Genomic DNA, 18,987 nt, shown 5'->3' on the forward strand with positions numbered 1-18,987 from the left:
ATACAAAAAGACCGCTACACTCCAATCGGTGAGCGATCCTTATTAATTGGTCCAGAGCTCTTATCTATCACTGGGAAAAAGACAATCAAGCACATTAAAAATGCAATCAGTTCCAATCCAAAAATGTACCAAGGGTGTGGCCCAAGGAAATCTATCAATGAAGCATTGGCTGGTTTACTCATTAAAAACATATAATTTGCATTCAGCAAAATATTAATAACATAGACACATACGGCGTACAAATTAAGCCATAAAAACGACTTGAAGAATCTTCTCCACGTAATTCTAAAAGACTTTACGATCGCATAATACATAGCGGTCCAGACGATTAGACCATGAGCGAAAAAATATTGAATAAAACGAAAGTGCCATGGCTGCTGATAGAGTTCAGGAGTGAGCAACCCTTGTATGGCCCCTGTAAAACCAAACAGATACACGAAAGCAAAAAGCTTCTTATTTTCTGTTAAAAGTAAGATCATGCATAACAGGATATTTAAACTGCAAAGCTGAAGCGGCAGATATAATTTCACTGTCCATATCTCGTTATATAACGCCCAGCACTGATAACTCACTTCAGATAAAGCAAGACTGATCAGGAGTAAATATCTTATTGAATGCATTTCTTTTATACGAGTGCGAAAGAGGAACATACATATTACGACAAATACGATTACTAACAGGCTGATAATATGTTCAGTACCGAACATAACAAACCCTGACTCCCCTTCACTAAACCAAGGCTTCATACACTCACCTCCCGTAAAACCTATACTTATTGATATTCACAACCATTGGATCATTTCCTTTAAAAAGTTTGTCTTCGCAACGATTATTGCTTTTAAAAGTGGTTGTTATCCATTTCATACGCTCGCTTACCGCCTTTATAAATCTTACCTGTCCCCCTGCATCAACTTGTCCATGTAGAAGAATCAAAAACGATCTGAAAGTGTGTGTGTGTAACAATGAAAAAACATTTGCATAACGTAACAGTGTTATGTTACATTAGTTTCAGAAGGAGGTTAATCATGGAAAATTTAATCTCAAAGAAAGATCTTCTTGAAGCTGCAAACATTTCTTATGGCCAGTTGTATCGCTGGAAAAGAAAAAATCTGATTCCTGAAAACTGGTTTATACGGAAATCTACTTTTACAGGCCAAGAGACTTTCTTTCCAAAAGAAGACATCTTGCAGCGCATTGAAAAAATAAAAAATTTAAAAGATGATTTGTCGCTTGATGAACTTGCTGATATGTTCTCCCCATCCCCTACTATTACATCCTTATCAGCTGATGAGTTAACAAAACGTAACATTGTTTCTAACACTGCTTTAGAAATGTACAACAATCACAATGGCACCACTTCAACTTTCTCGTTTGATCAATTATTAACCCTATATTTATTGGATACTCTGCTTCAAACTGGTGAAATGAACCGATCGGAAGGAATGGAGCTTCTCCAAATCCTTCAACATCACTCTAATGAAATAAATGGCAAGGAAAGCGAACTTATTTTTATTAGAAAAATGGGTGTATCTTTCTTTATCCTCACACCTGAACCAGCTAAGCTGTTCGTAGAATCTCAAACAAAAATTATCGCCCATTACAAACTGAATCAATGCATTGAAGAGTTAAAATTAAAGATTTCATAAACGTTGAGGAGGAATAGTTATGGAAAAAACAAAACAAAGAAACATTAGCATTTCAGGTTCAGGTACTGCTGCTGGCGGGGATTATGATCAAGTAAAAGTTAACGGTTCCGCACATATAAACAGCGACGTCCAGTGCCAAGTTTTCAAATGCAACGGCAGTGCACATATTGAAGGAAGTATTAAAACTGGCACTGCCAAGGTCAATGGATCATCCCATATTGAAGGAAACATGGAAGCTGAAGAAATGACCATCAATGGAAGCACTGATATCGACGGAAATCTAACTTGCAGCGAAGTAAAGATCCAAGGTTCTTCAAATGTTAAAGGAGATTTAAAAGGAAAAGAAATCATCGTTAGAGGATCTGCTTCAATTAAAGGCAATGTTTCTGGAGATGAGGTAGATGTAAAGGGGCAAGTAAAAATCGGCGGTGACTGCGAGGCGGAATCCTTTAATGCTCGTGGGAATTTTAAGATTAATGGTCTTCTGAATGCAGGAAATATTGACATAGAGCTCCTGCGTCTTTGTGAAGCAAAAGAAATCGGCGGTGAAAATATCATCGTAAAAAGGAGCATAGATTCTTCCGGTTTCAAAAAACTCATTAAATTTTTTATGGGTCAGCAAACAGATCAGCTAACTGCAGAAGTCATCGAAGGTGATCATGTATCCCTTGAATACACACATGCAAAAGTAGTTAGAGGCAACACGATAGAAATTGGTCCGGGATGCGTGATTGAACGTATCGAATATAAACAAAGCCTTGAATTGGACGAAAACGCTAAGATAGGCGCACAAGAAAAAATCTGATATCACAAAAGCTGCCTCAAAAAAGGGTCTATAAAACACCTGTTTAAGGCAGCTTTCTCGTTTTCTTTGGTTATTTTCTAAATGAATGTTGCTATAGAGAGGTTTGAAGTTCTTCATTGAAGAGTTGATTGGAGTGGAAGGTGCGTGCCTACCACTTGAGAAACATCTCGTAAGGCATGCGACGAGGAAGCTTACTTCGGTAGAATTAACTCGTAGACACAGGAGCAATGATACTTCTATGAAACGGGTCAGGTGAGACACTTAAAAGTGAAACGTACGAATGTGGCTCACCGCCTGCCCCGCGGAAAGCGAGCAACCTAGAACGGAAATCAACATCTTCCAAAAACAACAAAGTTTACGAAAAAAGCAATCTTTTATTGACTACCCGCAGTAATCTTCAAACCAATAATTCCTGTAATAACAAAAGCTAGAAACGTAAGACGAAGAAGCGTCTTAGGCTCACCGAATAGTACAATTCCTAATATCACCGCTCCAGCTGCTCCAATCCCCGTCCAGATTGTATAAGCCGTCCCGATCGGCAGAACTTTTGTAGCTTGTGACAAATAATAAAAACTGATGATCATCCCAACTACGGTTACAACCGACGGCCACAATCTTGTGAATCCATTCGTATATTTAAGCCCTATCGCCCAAACAATTTCAAAGATACCTGCAACAAACAAGTACACCCATGCCATAATAATGACCTCCTACAATAAATAAAGCCCAGAAAGATATATGATTTATATCCTCCCAGGCTTTTATCCCTCCGTGTACACGATGTATCTATCGTGCGCTTTCTCTCGGACCAGACCAGCGAGCAGTCACTGCGGAACCCTAGAAAGCTATTCTTCCTATATTATTGAAAAAACTCTTTAACGTGTCAAGAAATCAGCGTTCGCCTTTCATGGTAAATAATGTATAGATTTCCCTTGCTTATCAAACATTATTAAGGATAAGGCAGGTGAGATCATCGGATACAGCTAAAATTGAAATTTCTATTTATAAAAACCTTCAAGAGAATGAAGAGTATATTCGCAGCCTCTATAAAAACTGTGATGATATTAAAATTCGAAATTTCCAATTCGGAAGAAACTATAAACAAGAAGCTCTTGTTGTACACTGTGATTCTCTCATTCAGGAAGAAAAATCAAATTTGCTTCACACCATCATCAAAGATATGCCAGACTTTGAAGCAGCACTCTCCCTTTCGATTACTGTAGAGCAAATTAAGAACTTTTTTGAAAACAAAGGGGTTTCTTCAAGACCTGTCATGCTGTTAAAGAACTACAATGAATTAAACGCAAATATCGTGAATGGGCATATTGTTCTGCTCTTTGATAAGTGGAACCAGGCTTTAAGCATCGATGCTTCCTCTGTGGAAAAAAGAAGCGTAGCAGAACCGCAAAATGAAGTTGTCGTTGTAGGTCCTCGAGAAGGAACTATTGAAAACCTGCAAAAAAACTTAGGGTTGATCCGCTCCAGATTAAAAACCCCAGACTTAAAATTTTGTTTTAAACAAACAGAAAACAAGTCAAATACAAAATTTGTTTATGGCTATTTGGATGGCACAGTAAATGTTCAAATGCTTGAGGAATTTGAACGGCGTATTAACAAGATAAATAAAGAAGAAATCCTTGAAACATCCTATATCGCTGAATTAATTGAAGAATCGACGATTACTCCATTTCCACAATACCGTTTCACGGAAAGACCAGACATTGCTGCTGCATGTTTGTTGGAGGGCAAGATAATAATCCTTATGGAAGGCACCGGAACCATTGTGATTTGTCCTGGTCTTTTTAATGAATTCTTCCAATCAGCATCAGATTATTACCAAAGATCTATTTTTTCGTCTACTATCCGTCTAGTAAGATTTGTAGGTTTTGTCCTTAGTTTAGCATTGCCCAGTATCTATATTGCTTTAACTACTTTTCATCAAGAGTTAATTCCAACTGTTCTCCTTATTGCTTTACTGGACACTCGGGAAGGAATCCCTTTTCCTGCGCTCGTAGAGGCATTAATTATGCTCTTTTTTTTCGAACTCTTGCAAGAAGCTGGGATCCGTCTCCCAAAACCGATCGGTTCAACCGTAAGTATTGTTGGTGCCTTAATTATTGGTGAAGCCTCCATTAATGCAGGTCTTGCCTCACCGATCATGATCGTTGTCATCGGACTTACCGGGATCGCTTCATTCTCAATCCCTTATTACGATTTCGGATTTGCAGCACGATTGTTGCGTATACCATTAATGTTTCTTGCTGCGATCATGGGAGGGTTTGGTCTTTTCCTTGGGTTTATCCTAATCTTCCTTCACCTGTCAAAATTACGAGTATTAACAGAGCCATACCTTGGGACTTTCACTTTAAACAGCACGTCGCTATTAAAAGATGGATTCTTCCGGGTATCTTTGAAGAAATTACTTCGGAATCGTAACACCGGAAAAGAATTTTAATTGATCATAGGAGGTTGAAGCTGCATGAAAAAGTTCATAAAATTCATACTTGCCTCTTCCCTCCTTTTTTTATCTGGATGCTGGGACCATTCAGAATTAACGGAGTATTTGTTTGTTCAGTCCATCGCTATTGATCAGAATAAAGATGGAACAATAAGACTAACCACTCAATTTTATAAACCTGCTCCTAAAATCGGTTCCGCCGGGAGCGGAGGCGGTGAATCTTTTTTCAGTTTGGAAACTGAAGCAAGAACGTTATTCGAAGCCATACGGGACGTTACCATCCATACGGGAAGAAAAGCAAATTGGGGACATGTACGATTCATTGTGATCAGTGAACGGATAGCCAAACAGCATAGTGTTGGTGAAGTGTTGGATTTCTTTTACCGTGATCATGAACCTAGACTGTTAACAGGTGTAGGTATTACAAAAGGAACTGCCGCTGATTATTTAAACGAAAAACCTCATGTTGAGAACACGGTGAGTGAACAGCTCAATGAAACTACAAAAACAGGGAGCAAATTCAGTGCAAAAACATACCCCGCAAATTTATTTACTTTAGGAAAGCAGCTTCACAATGAGGTGGATACCGCCTATGTACCTTTTCTAAAGAAAGAAAAAGAAATGGTGAACAGCATTTATGTCGATGGACTGACGATTCTTCAAAAAGGAAAAATAAAAACCATTATATCCAATAAAGATACCAAGGCTTTAATGCTCACTTTAAATGAGTTTCAGTTTGGCATCATTGAGGTAGAATGCAAAGGACAAAGACCGGAAGAAACCTTCGAGGTAATTGAGGCACATACAAAGACATCCCTCTCGATCAAAGGGGACGAGATTCATTATACGATCAAACCTAAAATTCAAGCGAGTATCGGAGAATTGGAATGTACTAATCTTAAAACAGCCCCTCAGCTTGAGAAACTTAATGAAAGAATTGAAAATCAAATCAACAAGAACATTACAAAATTACTAAAGAAATCTCAAAAGAAGAATCTAGATGTAATAGGGTTAGGAAATGATATATATAAATCGGAGCCTCAATTATGGGCAAGGATTAAAAAGGAAAAAATACCGTATTTCCAAAGAACCGTTTTTCATGTTAAAGCAAACGTAAATGTAATTAACACCGGTACCGATATCAGTAAACCATTCCATCAAAAATAATGGCTCTCTTCTAAAAAATTGTTGGTTTAAATAATTTTAATCATTTCCTTCACTAACAAAGTTGATTGGAGTGGAAGGTTCGAGACTCCAGCGGGACGAGCGGTCAGGTGAGACCACTCAAAGGCGCAAAGCGGCGAAGGGGCTTACCGCACGCCCCGCGGAAAGCGAAGCAACCTGGAACGAAAATCAACTACATTCAAGAACAACAAAGTTTACGAAAAACGAGGAAACCCCCATGACAGAAAAAATTATTATTTTATTCATAATTGCCTTTCTATACTTTGATTTCAAGGCGATTAAAAAAGAAAAAAAATTAAAAAGAATCTATTTAGTCCTTTCAGTTCCAGCCGTTTATTTGGGCTACTCTTTTGTATTCGGCAAGAACTTACCCAATTTGGATGAACTCTTTTATTTCCTCTTTGGACCAATAGCAGAAACCGTAATTTCATGGCTAAAAGTATAATAACAAGGAGCAAATTCTATGCATGAAGGTAAGATTAGTTACTGGCAGATGGCTGTTTTGTTTCAAGTTTATATGACAGGATCGGCCCTTATTAACATTCAAGGGCCGCTTCTGGCAGCTGCACAAAATGCCGCATGGATCTCTCTCCTCTTGGCTAACCTAATCGGTTTTATCATTTTATATCTCGTGCTCAATCTGCATAATCAATTTCCGAATGAATGCTATGTGAACCAGGTCCGGATCACACTCGGAAACATATGGGCATATGTATTTATTTTGCCGCTTATTTTAGTAATCTTATATATAACATCCAATATTGTGTATGGAATGGGACAATACTTTACAACTTCCATGATGAGAGAAACTCCTCTCTTCATCTTTCATCTGCTTATTCTATTAACGGCGGGACTGACAGCTAAAGCAGGAATAGAAGTAATGGCTCGTATGTTTCATCTCTTGATGTACATATTGCTTTTCATTGTAGTAATTATGCTTATCTTGCCGTTTAACGTATATGATTTTAGTAACTTACTGCCCTTTGCGCCTTTAGGATTTAAACCAATCCTAAACGGTATGTACATAGGTTTCGGGTTCCCTTACATGGATATCCTCTTCTTTGCGATGATTTTATATCTTGTGAAGCCGAAACAAGGACAGACCATTAATAAGTGGCTTTATCTAGGTTTATTTATAAACGGGATCATTTTATCTTTGACCATCATTTGTTCGATACTCAGTCTCGGATCGCTTGTGTTTCTAAAAAAATTCCCTTTGCATGTACTCGCACAATTAATCAGTATTGGTGAGATTATTGAAAGAATTGAAGCGATATTTGGCATAGCTTTAATCCTCGGCTCATTTATGAAGATAGCACTGCTTCTATTCATTCTGGATCAGGCATTATCAACACTTCTAAAAGTAAAGCATTTGAATTTTATTTATATCATAGCGAGTATTGTTTTATTTCTCTCTCTAACGATGTATAAAAATGAAATTGAACTTGGAGAATCAGGTTCTGTGATGCAGACTGCCGTAACCTTTTTCTTTGGCTTCCTTCCCTTGTTATTAGTTGTGGTTATATCCAAAGTGAAGAAAAGAAACAGGAAACAGATGGCTTGATCAGAATGTAAACGACTTCAACTCACAGGATTTCTCACTTTCTATTTGATCACTAAATACGTTAATAAAAGTCCTTAACGAAGAGGAAATCTCCTTTTCCTTTTTCAACTGTACCAAAGCACTCTCCCTATATAGTTTAGGAAATGCCTTCACAGACAATGAAACAAGAGTGCCTTGGTCAATGTCTTTAGCGACCATTGTTTCTGTCAACAGAGCGACTCCCATCCCGCTCTTCAGCAGATCATAAGCGGTTTGCGGAGGCACTTCAAAATCATTCCTGCCTGTGAGCATTTCTCTTTGTACTCTTTTTGCATCAACACTCCAGTCTACTAACAAATAAGGGTTTGCCCTATCATCTATATCATTTAGCTCAATTTCATCTTTTTGTGCCAAAGGATGATCAGGATGGGTGACTAAGAGTAATGGTTCTCTAATATGCAATAAACTCCTCAACTCAGTATTAAAGAAAGGATATGTCATGACACACAGCTTTACATAGCCCTCGTACAGCATTTCCAGCAATTCCTGATTATGACCTGTATGTACAACAATTCCTATGTGAGGATGCGTTTTATACAATGTAGCCAGTGTTGATGAGAAGTAATGATCAGCAAGTGTCGGCAATGTGCCGATCGCTATTTTCCCGCCTCTCCCCTCTTTCGCAAGCTTTGCCTGATCCATCCCTTTATTTATTGTACCAATGGCTTGCTGCGCAAAAGGGAGAAATGTCCTTCCTAATTCCGACAACTCTAGTTTGTTCCCTCCCCGCTTGAAAAGTTCACCGCCGACTTCCTCTTCTAAGTTTTTGATACGTATACTGATTGTCGGCTGAGAAATATCCATCATTCTAGCCGCTTTACTAAAACTGCCGTGACGAACAACATGATCAAAAGCTAATAATTGGTTTGTATCCACATAATCACCCTTATTAATTTTTTTAATAATCATTATAACTCATATTATATTGTTTAATAATCTTTGTTACCTTACACTTTTTCTAAACTTACGAATAGAAAGGGTGTTCAAGATGGGTTTTCAAAGAGTCTTTAAGAATCCTAACTTAGTTATTTTATGGCTGAGCCAATTGTTTTCCGCTATCGGTGATCATTTGTATGTAGTTGCTATAACGTGGATCGCAATAAAAGAATTAGGTGCATCAGCTGCATATGTAATTGGAGCTGGAACTTTCTCCACTTTGTTTTTTGGTATTTTAGGCGGCATTTACGCCGACCGATGGAACCGTCATAAAACAATGATAATAACGGATATCCTGCGTGCATTATTTGTCGGTCTGCTTCCTCTCATTGAGTGGTACTCCACACTTAACGTTTGGCATCTTGTAATAATCAGTGTCATTGTATCTGGTTTGGGCACCTTCTTTAACCCTTCTCTTCAGGCAAGCCTGCCATCTTTATGCAAGGATTCAGAACTTCTTCAGCAGACAAATGCCTTAATGGATACGACACATAGACTCGCGAGGATATTCGGCCCAGGTTTAACAGGAGCCTTCCTTGCGTTCATGCCTTTGCCTCACTTTTTCACGTTAGATGCTGTTACCTTTATCCTTTCAGCCATCGCTCTCGTTTTCATTAGAAAAGCATTTATTCAAATGAATGATATGAATGAAATGAAACATGTACAAAAATCCCCTGTGATTGATTTTAAAATAGCTATTTCACTATTAAAAAATCATAAAGTCCTTCTGTGGGCATTAATAAGTCTTGGAATGGTGAATTTATGCTGGGGGACTGTCTATATGGTAGGTGTTCCTCTTTTTACTGAGCAGGTTTTAAAAGAAAGTGCAGGAGCATTCGGTCTTATTGGGGGAGCATATGGAATCGGAAATTTGTTGAGTCTCTTTGCAGTCGGCACATTGAAAAGAAGCATTTTATTCATGTATGCCGGTCACGTTATTTTAGGTGCAGGTTTTATTGTGATTGCTTCAGCGGATTCCCTTACGGTTGCATTAATTGGAGCGGTAATTGCTGCGTTTGGCAGTCCAATGGGTGACATTATCATGTTAACAATGATTCAAACTGATTTCCCTGAAACTCATATCGGCAAAATTTATAGCTTTCGTGCGCTAATCGGAGGGCTAGGTCTCGCCATGGGTACTTTTATTGCAAGCTTTACCTATCAATTAGTCTCTATCCCTTCCATTATGATTATTTTTTCAATGGTGATTATCGCAGTCGGAGCTATCGGAATCTTCCGTATTCGCATGATATCTTCCTATCGCATAAAGAACGCTTCCTGACATTTAATGTTAAACTAAATGAAGGTATACACAAACTTTTATGAGGTGGAAAATATGCTAAAGCTTGATGGGTTATCCCAAAGATTTGAGAACTTTTCAAAACTTGAATGCTCTGCATCAAGTGAGTTGTATGAATTCTTGTCTTTAAAAACAGCAAATGACAATGATCTGCTTCAGCTAAGTACATATGCCCGCGAAGGACAGCCTGCTCCAAACCTCTTATTTGGAGCTGTTCATTATCTTTTGTTGACCGGAACACAGCATGAACTTAAGGATTTTTTCCCTAGCCTGACAGAACAACCTAAAAAGGCTGCAGATTCCTATGATGCGTTTAAACATTTCTGTTTGAAGTACCGTGATGAAATTATCTCTCTGCTTCAAATAAAGCTTGTACAAACCAATGAAGTAAGGAGATGCGGGTACCTTTATCCATGTTTTTCGTACCTTTATGCTAGCACAGAAAAACCATTAGCATTAATTGAAATTGGTACGAGTGCCGGTTTACAGCTTTTTTGGGACCATTACCGCTATTCCTATAATACGGGTAAAGTCTATGGAAACTTGGAATCTAATGTATTAATAACGTCAGAATACAAAGAGGAAATAACTCCTCTCTTTTTACCAGATTGTCCCCCTGTTTCCTATCGTTTTGGCCTTGATTTACATATAAATGATGTGACAGATCCAGAAGATAAACAATGGCTTGAAGCTTTAATCTGGCCAGAACATCATGAACGAAGAGAGCTATTCAACAATGCAGCAGCCTGCGTAAATAAAAAAGATGCAGTCTTTATCGAAGGTGATGGCGTATCAATGCTTCCTGAAATAATTAAACAAATTCCAGACAGCTCAATGGTCTGCGTTTTCCATACACATGTGGCTAATCAAATTCCTGATACACTTAAAAACCAGCTTCAGGAAACCATACGAAACATCGGACAGACACGTGATATCGCCCATATCTACAATAATATGTGGGACCGTGATCTGCACATCGATTCCTACGTGAATAGTATAGAAAAAACTGAAATTGCTGCTGAGACGGATGGTCACGGACGATGGTTTACTTGGAAGATATAACTTAAATTAAACAACTGTTTAAAAATCTAAATTGGCAGCCTCTTTTAGAGACTGCCTTTTGTGTTACTTATTCTTTTTTTCAAGCTGACCGCTCCATGCTGTTAGAAGCACTGCACCAAATACCATTACTCCACCAATCCATGGGGTATGAATGATTCCTATCGAATCTACAATAACTCCTCCAACAAAAGCTCCTATTGCAATCCCTAGGTTAAATGCAGCGATATTAATGGCAGATGCCACATTAACAGCTGAAGGGACATATCTTTCCGCTAGTTTTACCACATACACCTGTAGACCAGGAACGTTCATGAAAGCCAGCAATCCTAAGAAGAATATCGTAGTTGTTCCAGCTATCTTATAAGGTGCAGTAAATGATAGGATCACAAGGACGATCGCCTGGACAACAAACATCCAGAACAAAGCTTTCACAGGATTTTTATCTGCAGCTTTCCCTCCAATGGTATTCCCGATCGCAACGGCTATTCCGTAACCTAATAGAATAAAACTCACTGCCTTTGGATCATACCCGGTTACATCTTCTAAAATCGGTGCTAAATAAGTGAAGGCGACAAATGTTCCGCCGTAACCGAGTGCTGTTATGGCAAAAGCAAGCAGCAAGCGTCTATTTTTAATGACTTTCACTTGATCCTTCAAACTTGAAGGCGGTGCTTCTTTTAGGTTCTTCGGTACTAAGATGGCACTTGCGATAATCGCTACTATTCCTAGAAACGCTACTGCCCAAAACGTTGCCCTCCATCCAAACGTCTGCCCAATGAATGTGCCTAAAGGAACTCCTGTAACGGTTGCAACCGTTAATCCCGTAAACATAAAGGCTATTGCACTGGCACGCTTATGTTCAGGCACTAAATCAGCGGCAATCGTTGCACCAATTGAAAAGAAAACGCCATGAGAGAAAGCTGTAATAAAACGGGCAACCAGCAGCAAACTAAAACTAGTTGAAAGAGCTGCAACGCTGTTCCCTGCTATAAAAACAATCATGAGCAGCATGAGCAATGTTTTTCTATTCATTTTATTCGTTAAAGCTGTAAGAACAGGAGCTCCAAACGCAACGCCCATTGCATAGCCAGATATCAATAATCCCGCTAATGTGATGGATATATTGAGATCACTCGCTAATGATGATAATAAACCTACTGGTACAAATTCTGTTGTTCCGATTCCAAACGCCGAAATCGCTAATGCTAATAATGCTGGAAAACCGCCTTTTGTTTTCGCGGAATCCACTTTTACTGCGGCTGTATTCATTTATATATCCCTCCACTAACTTTTGTTTAAGCCATGCTTTCTGGTCAACTGAATGACTTGATGCTATTATGTTTCATATGCAAACTTAAAGTAAGTACGCACTTTAAAGTAATGTAGGCACTAAAAAGTAATAATTGAATGCTGGAGGCTTTTATCTCATGAAAAAATATAATATTCCTGTCGAAGCTGCACTCGAAGTAATCGGCGGCAAGTGGAAGGTGGTAATCTTATGCCACCTTATAAAAGAAAAACGAAGAACCGGAGAATTAAAGAGATTGATGCCGGGTATTACACAAAAAATGCTGACACAACAGCTTCGTGAATTAGAAGAAGACGGAGTGATTCTGCGCGAAGTTTATAATCAAGTTCCCCCGCGTGTGGAATATTCATTAACAGAGTATGGCTGGTCATTAAAAGGCATCCTGGATGCTCTTTGTGCTTGGGGAGAACAGCATATCGAGAAAACGTACCCTGACAAAGAAAATGTATTGGTCAAACCTGTAGAGGTTAAGCAAATATAATAAGATGAACGGCAGCCTTAAGGGCTGCCGTTTAGTTTTATTTACAAATTAATATTTTACAAAAGCATGAAATACATTATTAAAACAAAATTCAGAACGAGATACAGGGGGAGAACCTATGAACTTCAGCCGATTAACAGACGAAGAGATGCTGAACACGATTAAAAATGGGTTAATTAAAACAACTTCCCCCCAAAAAGTTATCATAGTCGGAGCTGGCATGGCTGGACTGACCGCTGCTTCCCTTCTAAAAGCTGCCGGTCATGATGTTCAAATCCTTGAATCTTCACATCGTGTCGGAGGCCGGGTCTATACGATTCGAGCTCCCTTTTCACATGGTCATTATTTTGAAGCTGGAGCCATGCGTATTCCTGAAACCCATAAACTTGTTTTGGCATACATTAAAAAGTTCAACTTGCCTACAAATGAATTTATCAACAGCAACCCTCATGACATCATCTATGTGAATGGTGTTCGGACTAATCAGAGCATGTACGAAAAAAATCCAGAAATCCTTCGTTTTCCTGTAGCTGAAACTGAAAAAGGGAAAACCGCTGAGCAGCTTATGCAATACGCTGTGCAGCCCTTAATTGATTTTATAGAAAAAGACCCTGATAAACACTGGCCGATCGTCATTCAAAACTTTCAGCATTACTCTTTAGACAACTTTTTAAGACACAACCCTTTCCGAAGGTCTTTATCTCCTGGTGCAATCGACAAGATTAAAGTTCTACTATCCCTCGAAGGACTTCCTGAACTTTCTTTTCTCGAAGTCCTCCGAGATATCCTGATTATTTTTATAAAACCAGATCTGAAATATATAGAAATTACAGGCGGAAACGATTTGCTTCCGCGAGCTTTTCTTAGGGAACTGCGACACCATATTTATTTTGGACAAAAGCTAGTTCGGATTGTAAACGATCAGAATAAAGTCATTTTATACACCGAAAGCCCTCAAACCTTGCATCGCTACAAGTTTGAAGCGGATCGAATCATCATCACAATCCCGTTTTCTGTACTCAATTTTGTGCACATTGAGCCTTTCAACGCTCTTTCTTATCACAAAAGAAAAGCGATCAGAGAGCTTCATTATGTTCCTTCAACTAAAATAGGAATTGAATTCAAACACCGCTTCTGGGAAAAAAACGGTTTAACAGGAGGCAAATCCGTTACGGACTTTTCATCACGTTTCACATATTACCCTAACAAGAACAAACAAGGCCTTTCATCAGGGATCGTTTTAGGAAGTTATACATGGGAGGACGATACAGTACCATGGAGAAGTGCTACGAACGAGATGAGGGTCAAAGAGACTCTTCACTTTTTGTCACATTTTCATGGTAAGCAGGTCTTTCATCATTTTGTTACGGGGCATGCCCACAGCTGGTCATTCGATCCTAACGCAGGAGGCTGCTTTGCTTTGTTTAAGCCTTATCAGGAAAGCGAACTATACGATGCGATTAAAGCTCCGGAAGACAGGCTTCATTTTGCTGGTGAACATACTACACTGAAACATGGTTGGATCGAAGGTGCTGTTGAGTCAGGAATCAGGGTCGCACATGAAATTAACCGCTGAGCATAAGGAAACAGCACGCAAATGAAGTGCTGTTTTTTAAACGTTTGTTTAATCAGATTTTCAAATATCGTTCATGAATAATGTTTCGATGGTGAAGTTCATGACCAGCCATGATGGTAATCAATGCTTGAGCTGTAACTTCACTATTATTTGCAGTTCCCCTGCGTGAAAGGGATTCGTCACTCAAGCTTTTGATGAGATGAATGGTTGACTGACGGACACAGGCGAAATGGTCCATAAGATCTTTCAGCGATTGGTTATCAAAATCAGCCTTTGCTACATATTCATTCTCATCATAGCCAGGAAGGGATGCTTTTTCTCCTCTTGCAATGGAAAGAAGTCTGTAACTCATAATTCTCTCCGTGTCAGTCATATGTCCAATGACTTCTTTTATACTCCACTTCCCCGCTGCATATCTGTATTCACTTTGAAGTTCAGTTAGTGTGCTGAGCAGTGCGACAGTTTCTTTCATTTGGTCCCTTAAAATCTGGATGATATCACCTTCAGGAACTAATTTTACATAAGAAGCATAATAATCCGCATATTCGTAGGTTGATGGTATTTTGTCCATGTTACACCTCATTTTTTAGTTGTTTTTTACTGCAAACTGATATGTTTTATTTCGTTCTATATCTCCTTTTCTCCTCTTCATTACACAAAAATGTATTTTTCTCCTAATTCTATGAAATCCCGAGAAAAACTGCGAATTTAAGAGAAAACCATCAAAATATACGCTTTCATTTCATTACCCAACAAGTACTTAACGTGATATAATCGAACGCGTTGACATCGGCCCCGACTTTCATGAGAGTTGAAAGTCAAAAAACAGTTTTCATTTAAAAGAGAGAGGTGTAGTTGTTGAATTTACAGACAATTAAACAGGAGTGGTTTGGAAACATTCGCGGGGATATCCTTGCTGGATTAGTTGTTGGCCTTGCTCTAATCCCAGAAGCGATCGCTTTTTCAATCATTGCAGGTGTTGATCCGATGGTTGGGTTATATGCCTCATTTTGTATTGCAGTTGTAATTGCTTTTCTAGGCGGCAGACCAGGAATGATTTCTGCTGCAACTGGAGCAATGGCTTTAGTCATGGTGACACTTGTAGCTGATCATGGACTTCAATATTTATTAGCTGCAACGGTATTAACAGGTATCATCCAAGTACTTATTGGAGTTCTAAAACTCGGTAAGTATATGAAGTTTATCCCTCGCTCTGTAATGGTGGGATTTGTTAACGCATTGGCGATTTTAATTTTCACTGCCCAGCTTCCACATTTCGTAGGAGAATCATGGGTCATGTATGCAATGGTTGCGGGCGCTCTTGCAATCATTTACTTGTTCCCTAGAATTACGAAAGCAGTTCCATCACCATTAATTGCAATTATCGTTATTACAATTATCGCCGTAATGTCCGGTTCTTCTGTTCGAACAGTAGGAGATATGGGTGAACTAACGCAGGCACTGCCAATGTTCTTAATTCCCGATATCCCATTAACATTTGAAACACTGCAGATTATTTTTCCTTATTCATTTGCGTTAGCTCTTGTCGGATTATTGGAGTCTCTGCTAACAGCTCAAATCGTAGATGATATGACTGATACAGAGAGTGATAAGAATAAAGAAGCGCGTGGTCAAGGAATCGCTAATATTGTTACTGGATTTTTCGGTGGTATGGCTGGATGTGCGATGATCGGCCAATCCGTTATTAACGTTAAATCTGGCGGCCGTGGACGCCTCTCTACTTTTGTAGCAGGTGCCTTCTTGATGATTCTTATCATACTACTGAATGACTTGCTTTCTATGATTCCAATGGCAGCGTTAGTTGGAGTTATGATCATGGTTTCGATCGGGACATTTGATTGGTCTTCACTCACGAAACTGCATGTTATGCCCAAGACAGATGCTGCAGTTATGATTGTAACCGTGGTGACAGTTGTATTGACCCATGATTTATCAAAAGGTGTACTGGCAGGCGTCATTTTAAGTGCATTATTCTTTGCAGCTAAGATCTCAAAAGTTGAAATCCAATCACATATGGATGATGCTTTAAACAAAAAAACGTATATGGTTAAAGGACAACTGTTCTTTGCATCCGTAACAGATTTCGTTTCTCATTTTGATTTCTCAGAAGATGTAAAGTCTGTAGTCATTGACTTGTCACAGTCTCACCTGTGGGATGATTCAGCAGTCGGGGCAATTGACAAGGTAGTTATGAAATATCGCCAAAATCATGTAAATGTTGAACTTGCAGGACTAAATGAAGACAGTTCAATTCTTGTTAACAAGCTGGCGGTTCATGATAAAGCGAATGCTAACATTTCAACTCATTAAATATTTGTTCGTAAGAAGGGTACACTCTTAATTGTGTGCTCTTTTTTCTTTGGCTGATTCTGCATCCTTTTCTCCCTCAGGAGTCTTGTACACTGGATTTTCCTGATGAAAATTTTGTGCAAAATAACAAATGAAGTGAAATCAAATAAAAATGGCAGGTTACTCATTGTAATTGTTAGAATATTTTGATTTCAATGAAATACTCCCTTATAATATAGGTATGAAAGCGATTTCAACAGGAAAGGAAGCGAAGTATCATGTTTATCCATGAAACCGGTCTCCGAAAAAAAGCCTTTGATGAGCTATTCAGTCCTCAAGTTGATACAGCTGAGGAAAACAATCTTGTTCATAATTACAGCTTAGCCTTTATCGGCATTATAGTGATGGTATTAAGCAAACTTATTTAAGAAAGAGCTAACCAATAATTTGGTTAGCTCTTTGTTTATTGAATCGGCATAAATGCAACGTTCCATATGCCATCTTCATCCTTTATCATTTTAAAGCCAGATTTAGCATCTGCATCCTTACTTGCTTCATACTCAATATATCCACCATAGTCTCCGTCTGGAATAAAGCTGCCTGTATCTATATTATTGAAAGTTATTAGAGTTTGCATGATTGTGCCCCGATCGGTCTCTGGAATTTTTTCATCCTCTTCCTTCGTCCATTGAACATATCCTTCTCGATCCGTAAGCAGTGCATATACTGCATCATACCTTTTATCTAATTGAGCTTGAACATATAGCTTTGCAATGGATATCGGATTTACATCTTTAAGGTGTTTCTCATCTAAGTCTTGCAGGAATTTTTGATAAATAATTTCTTCCTCCGATGTTAATGTAAATCTGATCACTTCTGAGTTAGAGTCAGGGTATATTTTCTCAATCCCACGACCGTTCATTCCTTTCGACACCATGAGGACAGAGTCCCCTTCTGCAAAATTAATGGTCGTCCACAGTACCTCGGATTGATCAGAAAATCCGATATAGAACTGAACTCCAATCTCTCTATTATGAATACTTTCTACAGCAATTTCGTGTGATATTTTGAGCTGATCTGCTGGATCGCTAACTAAGAAATTATATCCTATTTGTTTAACAGAGCCGCTTTCACTATCTGAGTTATCGATTTCTTTATACTCATTTCCTAAGATAGCAATCACTTCTTTTTCCGTCATGCCCATCACAATATTGCTTTGAAGAAAGTTTACTTTATCCGATATTTCTTTATCACTGTATTTAGGGAGGGTTTTTACGGGATCTTCTTTTTTCACAGGATCTTTTTTAACAACCGTTTTTTCTTTATGTAGATCTGCAGGCTGACTTTTCTCGCCTGCATCAGTGAAGTTTAAGACTAGAAAAACGATTAAAGCACAAAGAGATACCAATGTAATCGAACTAATGACTTTTGGAAAATACATCTGCTTCTTATTTTCTGCACTTGAATATCTGACTTGATTCATGATTTTTCTTTTTTCTTGTTCTGTGAAGACCTTATCTTCGTTCAAATAATTCTCAAAGTCGTCTTTCATTTCTTTAAGCATTTTATCCAATGTAATCCCCTCCTTCCCCATCCATTTTGGTTTCCAGGTTTTTCTTCGCTCTTCTCAGACGGGATTTAACAGTGTTTAGATTGCTGTCTAATGCTACAGCAATTTCTTCTAATGAAAACTCTTTAAAATAATATAAGATAATGACTTCTCTGTACTTAATCGGCAGCTGGAGAATCAGTTTGCTTATTTGTTCTTTTTGTTCGGATTCAAGATATTCTTCTTCTGGGGACAAACTGTTTGATTTTTGATAAAACGTGTTGGTTAATAAGGTTTTCGTGTAATGCCAGCTTCGTACATAATCTTTGCATTTATTTATCGCGATTCGGTAAATCCACGTTTTAATCGTTGATTGTTCCCGAAAATCATTCAAATGATTAAAAGCACTTATGAAAATCTCTTGAGTGATATCTTCAGCCTGCTGCCAGTTCTTTGTGTACGTATACGCTAATCTTTTGATTTCTTCACCGTATTCATCCATAAGGTCACTTAATTGATCAATTTCACTTTTTGGATACTCTTTTACGACCGTATTGCCCTTTACCACATATGTCGCCCTCCCAAGTATTAATCGTTTGTTAGACGGTGACCCATTACAAAAAGTTGCATAACATATGAATTTATTTCCATTTTATTTTATCTTAATTTTGTTATCCCTTGGGACTCATTAAATGAAATTGCCTCACAATCACATAAAAATAAGCGATCATCACATAATTTAACAACATTTTACAAAAGCACATAAA

At 38.4% G+C, this 18,987-nt stretch carries 19 protein-coding genes and 1 riboswitch; of the genes, 12 read left to right on the forward strand and 7 right to left on the reverse strand.

The window, feature by feature from the left end; all coding sequences use genetic code 11:
• Positions 1–14: 14 nt before the first annotated feature.
• The gene (locus EV282_RS16190) at positions 15–746 is read right to left on the reverse strand and encodes a TIGR02206 family membrane protein (protein WP_130296782.1); all 732 of its coding nucleotides are present in this window, start codon (positions 744–746) and stop codon (positions 15–17) included.
• A gap of 279 nt (positions 747–1,025) precedes the next feature.
• Here EV282_RS16190 and EV282_RS16195 point away from each other — a divergent pair, with 279 nt between their 5' ends.
• Positions 1,026–1,646, forward strand: a complete 621-nt coding sequence (locus EV282_RS16195; protein ID WP_425590199.1) for a YhbD family protein — start codon at positions 1,026–1,028, stop codon at positions 1,644–1,646.
• 19 nt (positions 1,647–1,665) lie between these two features.
• Positions 1,666–2,451 (forward strand): polymer-forming cytoskeletal protein, encoded by a 786-nt coding sequence (locus EV282_RS16200; RefSeq protein WP_130296783.1) that lies wholly within the window; start codon positions 1,666–1,668, stop codon positions 2,449–2,451.
• 374 nt (positions 2,452–2,825) lie between these two features.
• Here the strand turns inward: EV282_RS16200 and sugE are convergent, their stop codons facing one another.
• Positions 2,826–3,149, reverse strand: a complete 324-nt coding sequence (sugE, locus tag EV282_RS16205; protein WP_130296784.1) for a quaternary ammonium compound efflux SMR transporter SugE — start codon at positions 3,147–3,149, stop codon at positions 2,826–2,828.
• Between the two features lie 50 nt (positions 3,150–3,199).
• Positions 3,200–3,303, reverse strand: a riboswitch (guanidine-I (ykkC/yxkD leader).
• Positions 3,304–3,415: 112 nt separating this feature from the next.
• On the opposite strand from sugE, the gene EV282_RS16210 reads away from it, so the two are divergent.
• The 4 genes from EV282_RS16210 to EV282_RS16225 all read left to right on the forward strand — a co-directional run bounded on the left by EV282_RS16210 (position 3,416) and on the right by EV282_RS16225 (position 7,658).
• Positions 3,416–4,906 (forward strand): spore germination protein, encoded by a 1,491-nt coding sequence (locus tag EV282_RS16210; RefSeq protein ID WP_165389502.1) that lies wholly within the window; start codon positions 3,416–3,418, stop codon positions 4,904–4,906.
• Between the two features lie 24 nt (positions 4,907–4,930).
• Positions 4,931–6,076 carry a Ger(x)C family spore germination protein gene (locus EV282_RS16215; RefSeq protein WP_130296786.1) on the forward strand — a complete coding sequence of 382 codons (1,146 nt, stop codon included), beginning with the start codon at positions 4,931–4,933 and terminating at the stop codon, positions 6,074–6,076.
• A 235-nt stretch (positions 6,077–6,311) separates the two neighbouring features.
• Positions 6,312–6,539, forward strand: a complete 228-nt coding sequence (locus EV282_RS16220) for a hypothetical protein (protein ID WP_130296787.1) — start codon at positions 6,312–6,314, stop codon at positions 6,537–6,539.
• 18 nt (positions 6,540–6,557) lie between these two features.
• Positions 6,558–7,658 carry a GerAB/ArcD/ProY family transporter gene (locus EV282_RS16225; RefSeq protein WP_130296788.1) on the forward strand — a complete coding sequence of 367 codons (1,101 nt, stop codon included), beginning with the start codon at positions 6,558–6,560 and terminating at the stop codon, positions 7,656–7,658.
• On the opposite strand, the gene EV282_RS16230 is transcribed toward EV282_RS16225, so the two are convergent.
• Complete coding sequence (locus tag EV282_RS16230; protein WP_130296789.1) at positions 7,659–8,606, reverse strand: LysR family transcriptional regulator; 948 nt, start codon at positions 8,604–8,606, stop codon at positions 7,659–7,661. It lies immediately after the preceding gene.
• Positions 8,607–8,685: 79 nt separating this feature from the next.
• Between EV282_RS16230 and EV282_RS16235 the strand changes: the two genes are divergently transcribed.
• Both EV282_RS16235 and EV282_RS16240 read left to right on the forward strand, forming a co-directional pair.
• Positions 8,686–9,915, forward strand: coding sequence for an MFS transporter (locus tag EV282_RS16235; RefSeq protein ID WP_130296790.1), 1,230 nt, complete (start codon positions 8,686–8,688; stop codon positions 9,913–9,915).
• Positions 9,916–9,969: 54 nt separating this feature from the next.
• Complete coding sequence (locus EV282_RS16240; protein WP_130296791.1) at positions 9,970–10,995, forward strand: DUF2332 domain-containing protein; 1,026 nt, start codon at positions 9,970–9,972, stop codon at positions 10,993–10,995.
• 63 nt (positions 10,996–11,058) lie between these two features.
• Here the strand turns inward: EV282_RS16240 and EV282_RS16245 are convergent, their stop codons facing one another.
• The gene (locus tag EV282_RS16245; protein ID WP_130296792.1) at positions 11,059–12,264 is read right to left on the reverse strand and encodes an MFS transporter; all 1,206 of its coding nucleotides are present in this window, start codon (positions 12,262–12,264) and stop codon (positions 11,059–11,061) included.
• 158 nt (positions 12,265–12,422) lie between these two features.
• Here EV282_RS16245 and EV282_RS16250 point away from each other — a divergent pair, with 158 nt between their 5' ends.
• Both EV282_RS16250 and EV282_RS16255 read left to right on the forward strand, forming a co-directional pair.
• Positions 12,423–12,785 (forward strand): winged helix-turn-helix transcriptional regulator, encoded by a 363-nt coding sequence (locus EV282_RS16250; protein WP_130296793.1) that lies wholly within the window; start codon positions 12,423–12,425, stop codon positions 12,783–12,785.
• Positions 12,786–12,903: 118 nt separating this feature from the next.
• On the forward strand, positions 12,904–14,361 hold the full coding sequence (locus EV282_RS16255) for a flavin monoamine oxidase family protein (protein WP_130296794.1): 1,458 nt from the start codon (positions 12,904–12,906) through the stop codon (positions 14,359–14,361).
• A gap of 52 nt (positions 14,362–14,413) precedes the next feature.
• On the opposite strand, the gene EV282_RS16260 is transcribed toward EV282_RS16255, so the two are convergent.
• A complete protein-coding gene (locus EV282_RS16260; protein ID WP_130296795.1) occupies positions 14,414–14,932 on the reverse strand; it encodes a DinB family protein in 519 nt (172 codons plus the stop codon).
• A 287-nt stretch (positions 14,933–15,219) separates the two neighbouring features.
• Between EV282_RS16260 and EV282_RS16265 the strand changes: the two genes are divergently transcribed.
• Together EV282_RS16265 and EV282_RS20355 are read left to right on the forward strand one after the other, a co-directional pair.
• Positions 15,220–16,692, forward strand: a complete 1,473-nt coding sequence (locus EV282_RS16265; protein ID WP_130296796.1) for a SulP family inorganic anion transporter — start codon at positions 15,220–15,222, stop codon at positions 16,690–16,692.
• 257 nt (positions 16,693–16,949) lie between these two features.
• Positions 16,950–17,099: a hypothetical protein gene (locus EV282_RS20355; RefSeq protein ID WP_165389503.1), complete on the forward strand. Its 150-nt coding sequence runs from the start codon at positions 16,950–16,952 to the stop codon at positions 17,097–17,099.
• A 35-nt stretch (positions 17,100–17,134) separates the two neighbouring features.
• On the opposite strand, the gene EV282_RS20530 is transcribed toward EV282_RS20355, so the two are convergent.
• Together EV282_RS20530 and EV282_RS16275 are read right to left on the reverse strand one after the other, a co-directional pair.
• The gene (locus EV282_RS20530) at positions 17,135–18,244 is read right to left on the reverse strand and encodes a hypothetical protein (protein ID WP_226536487.1); all 1,110 of its coding nucleotides are present in this window, start codon (positions 18,242–18,244) and stop codon (positions 17,135–17,137) included.
• Positions 18,237–18,788 carry a sigma-70 family RNA polymerase sigma factor gene (locus EV282_RS16275; protein WP_242611894.1) on the reverse strand — a complete coding sequence of 184 codons (552 nt, stop codon included), beginning with the start codon at positions 18,786–18,788 and terminating at the stop codon, positions 18,237–18,239. The genes EV282_RS20530 and EV282_RS16275 overlap by 8 nt, the downstream gene beginning before the upstream one ends.
• Between the last annotated feature and the right edge of the window lie 199 nt (positions 18,789–18,987).

Source organism: Fictibacillus sp. BK138, assembly GCF_004216955.1.
Lineage (GTDB): Bacteria > Bacillota > Bacilli > Bacillales > Fictibacillaceae > Fictibacillus.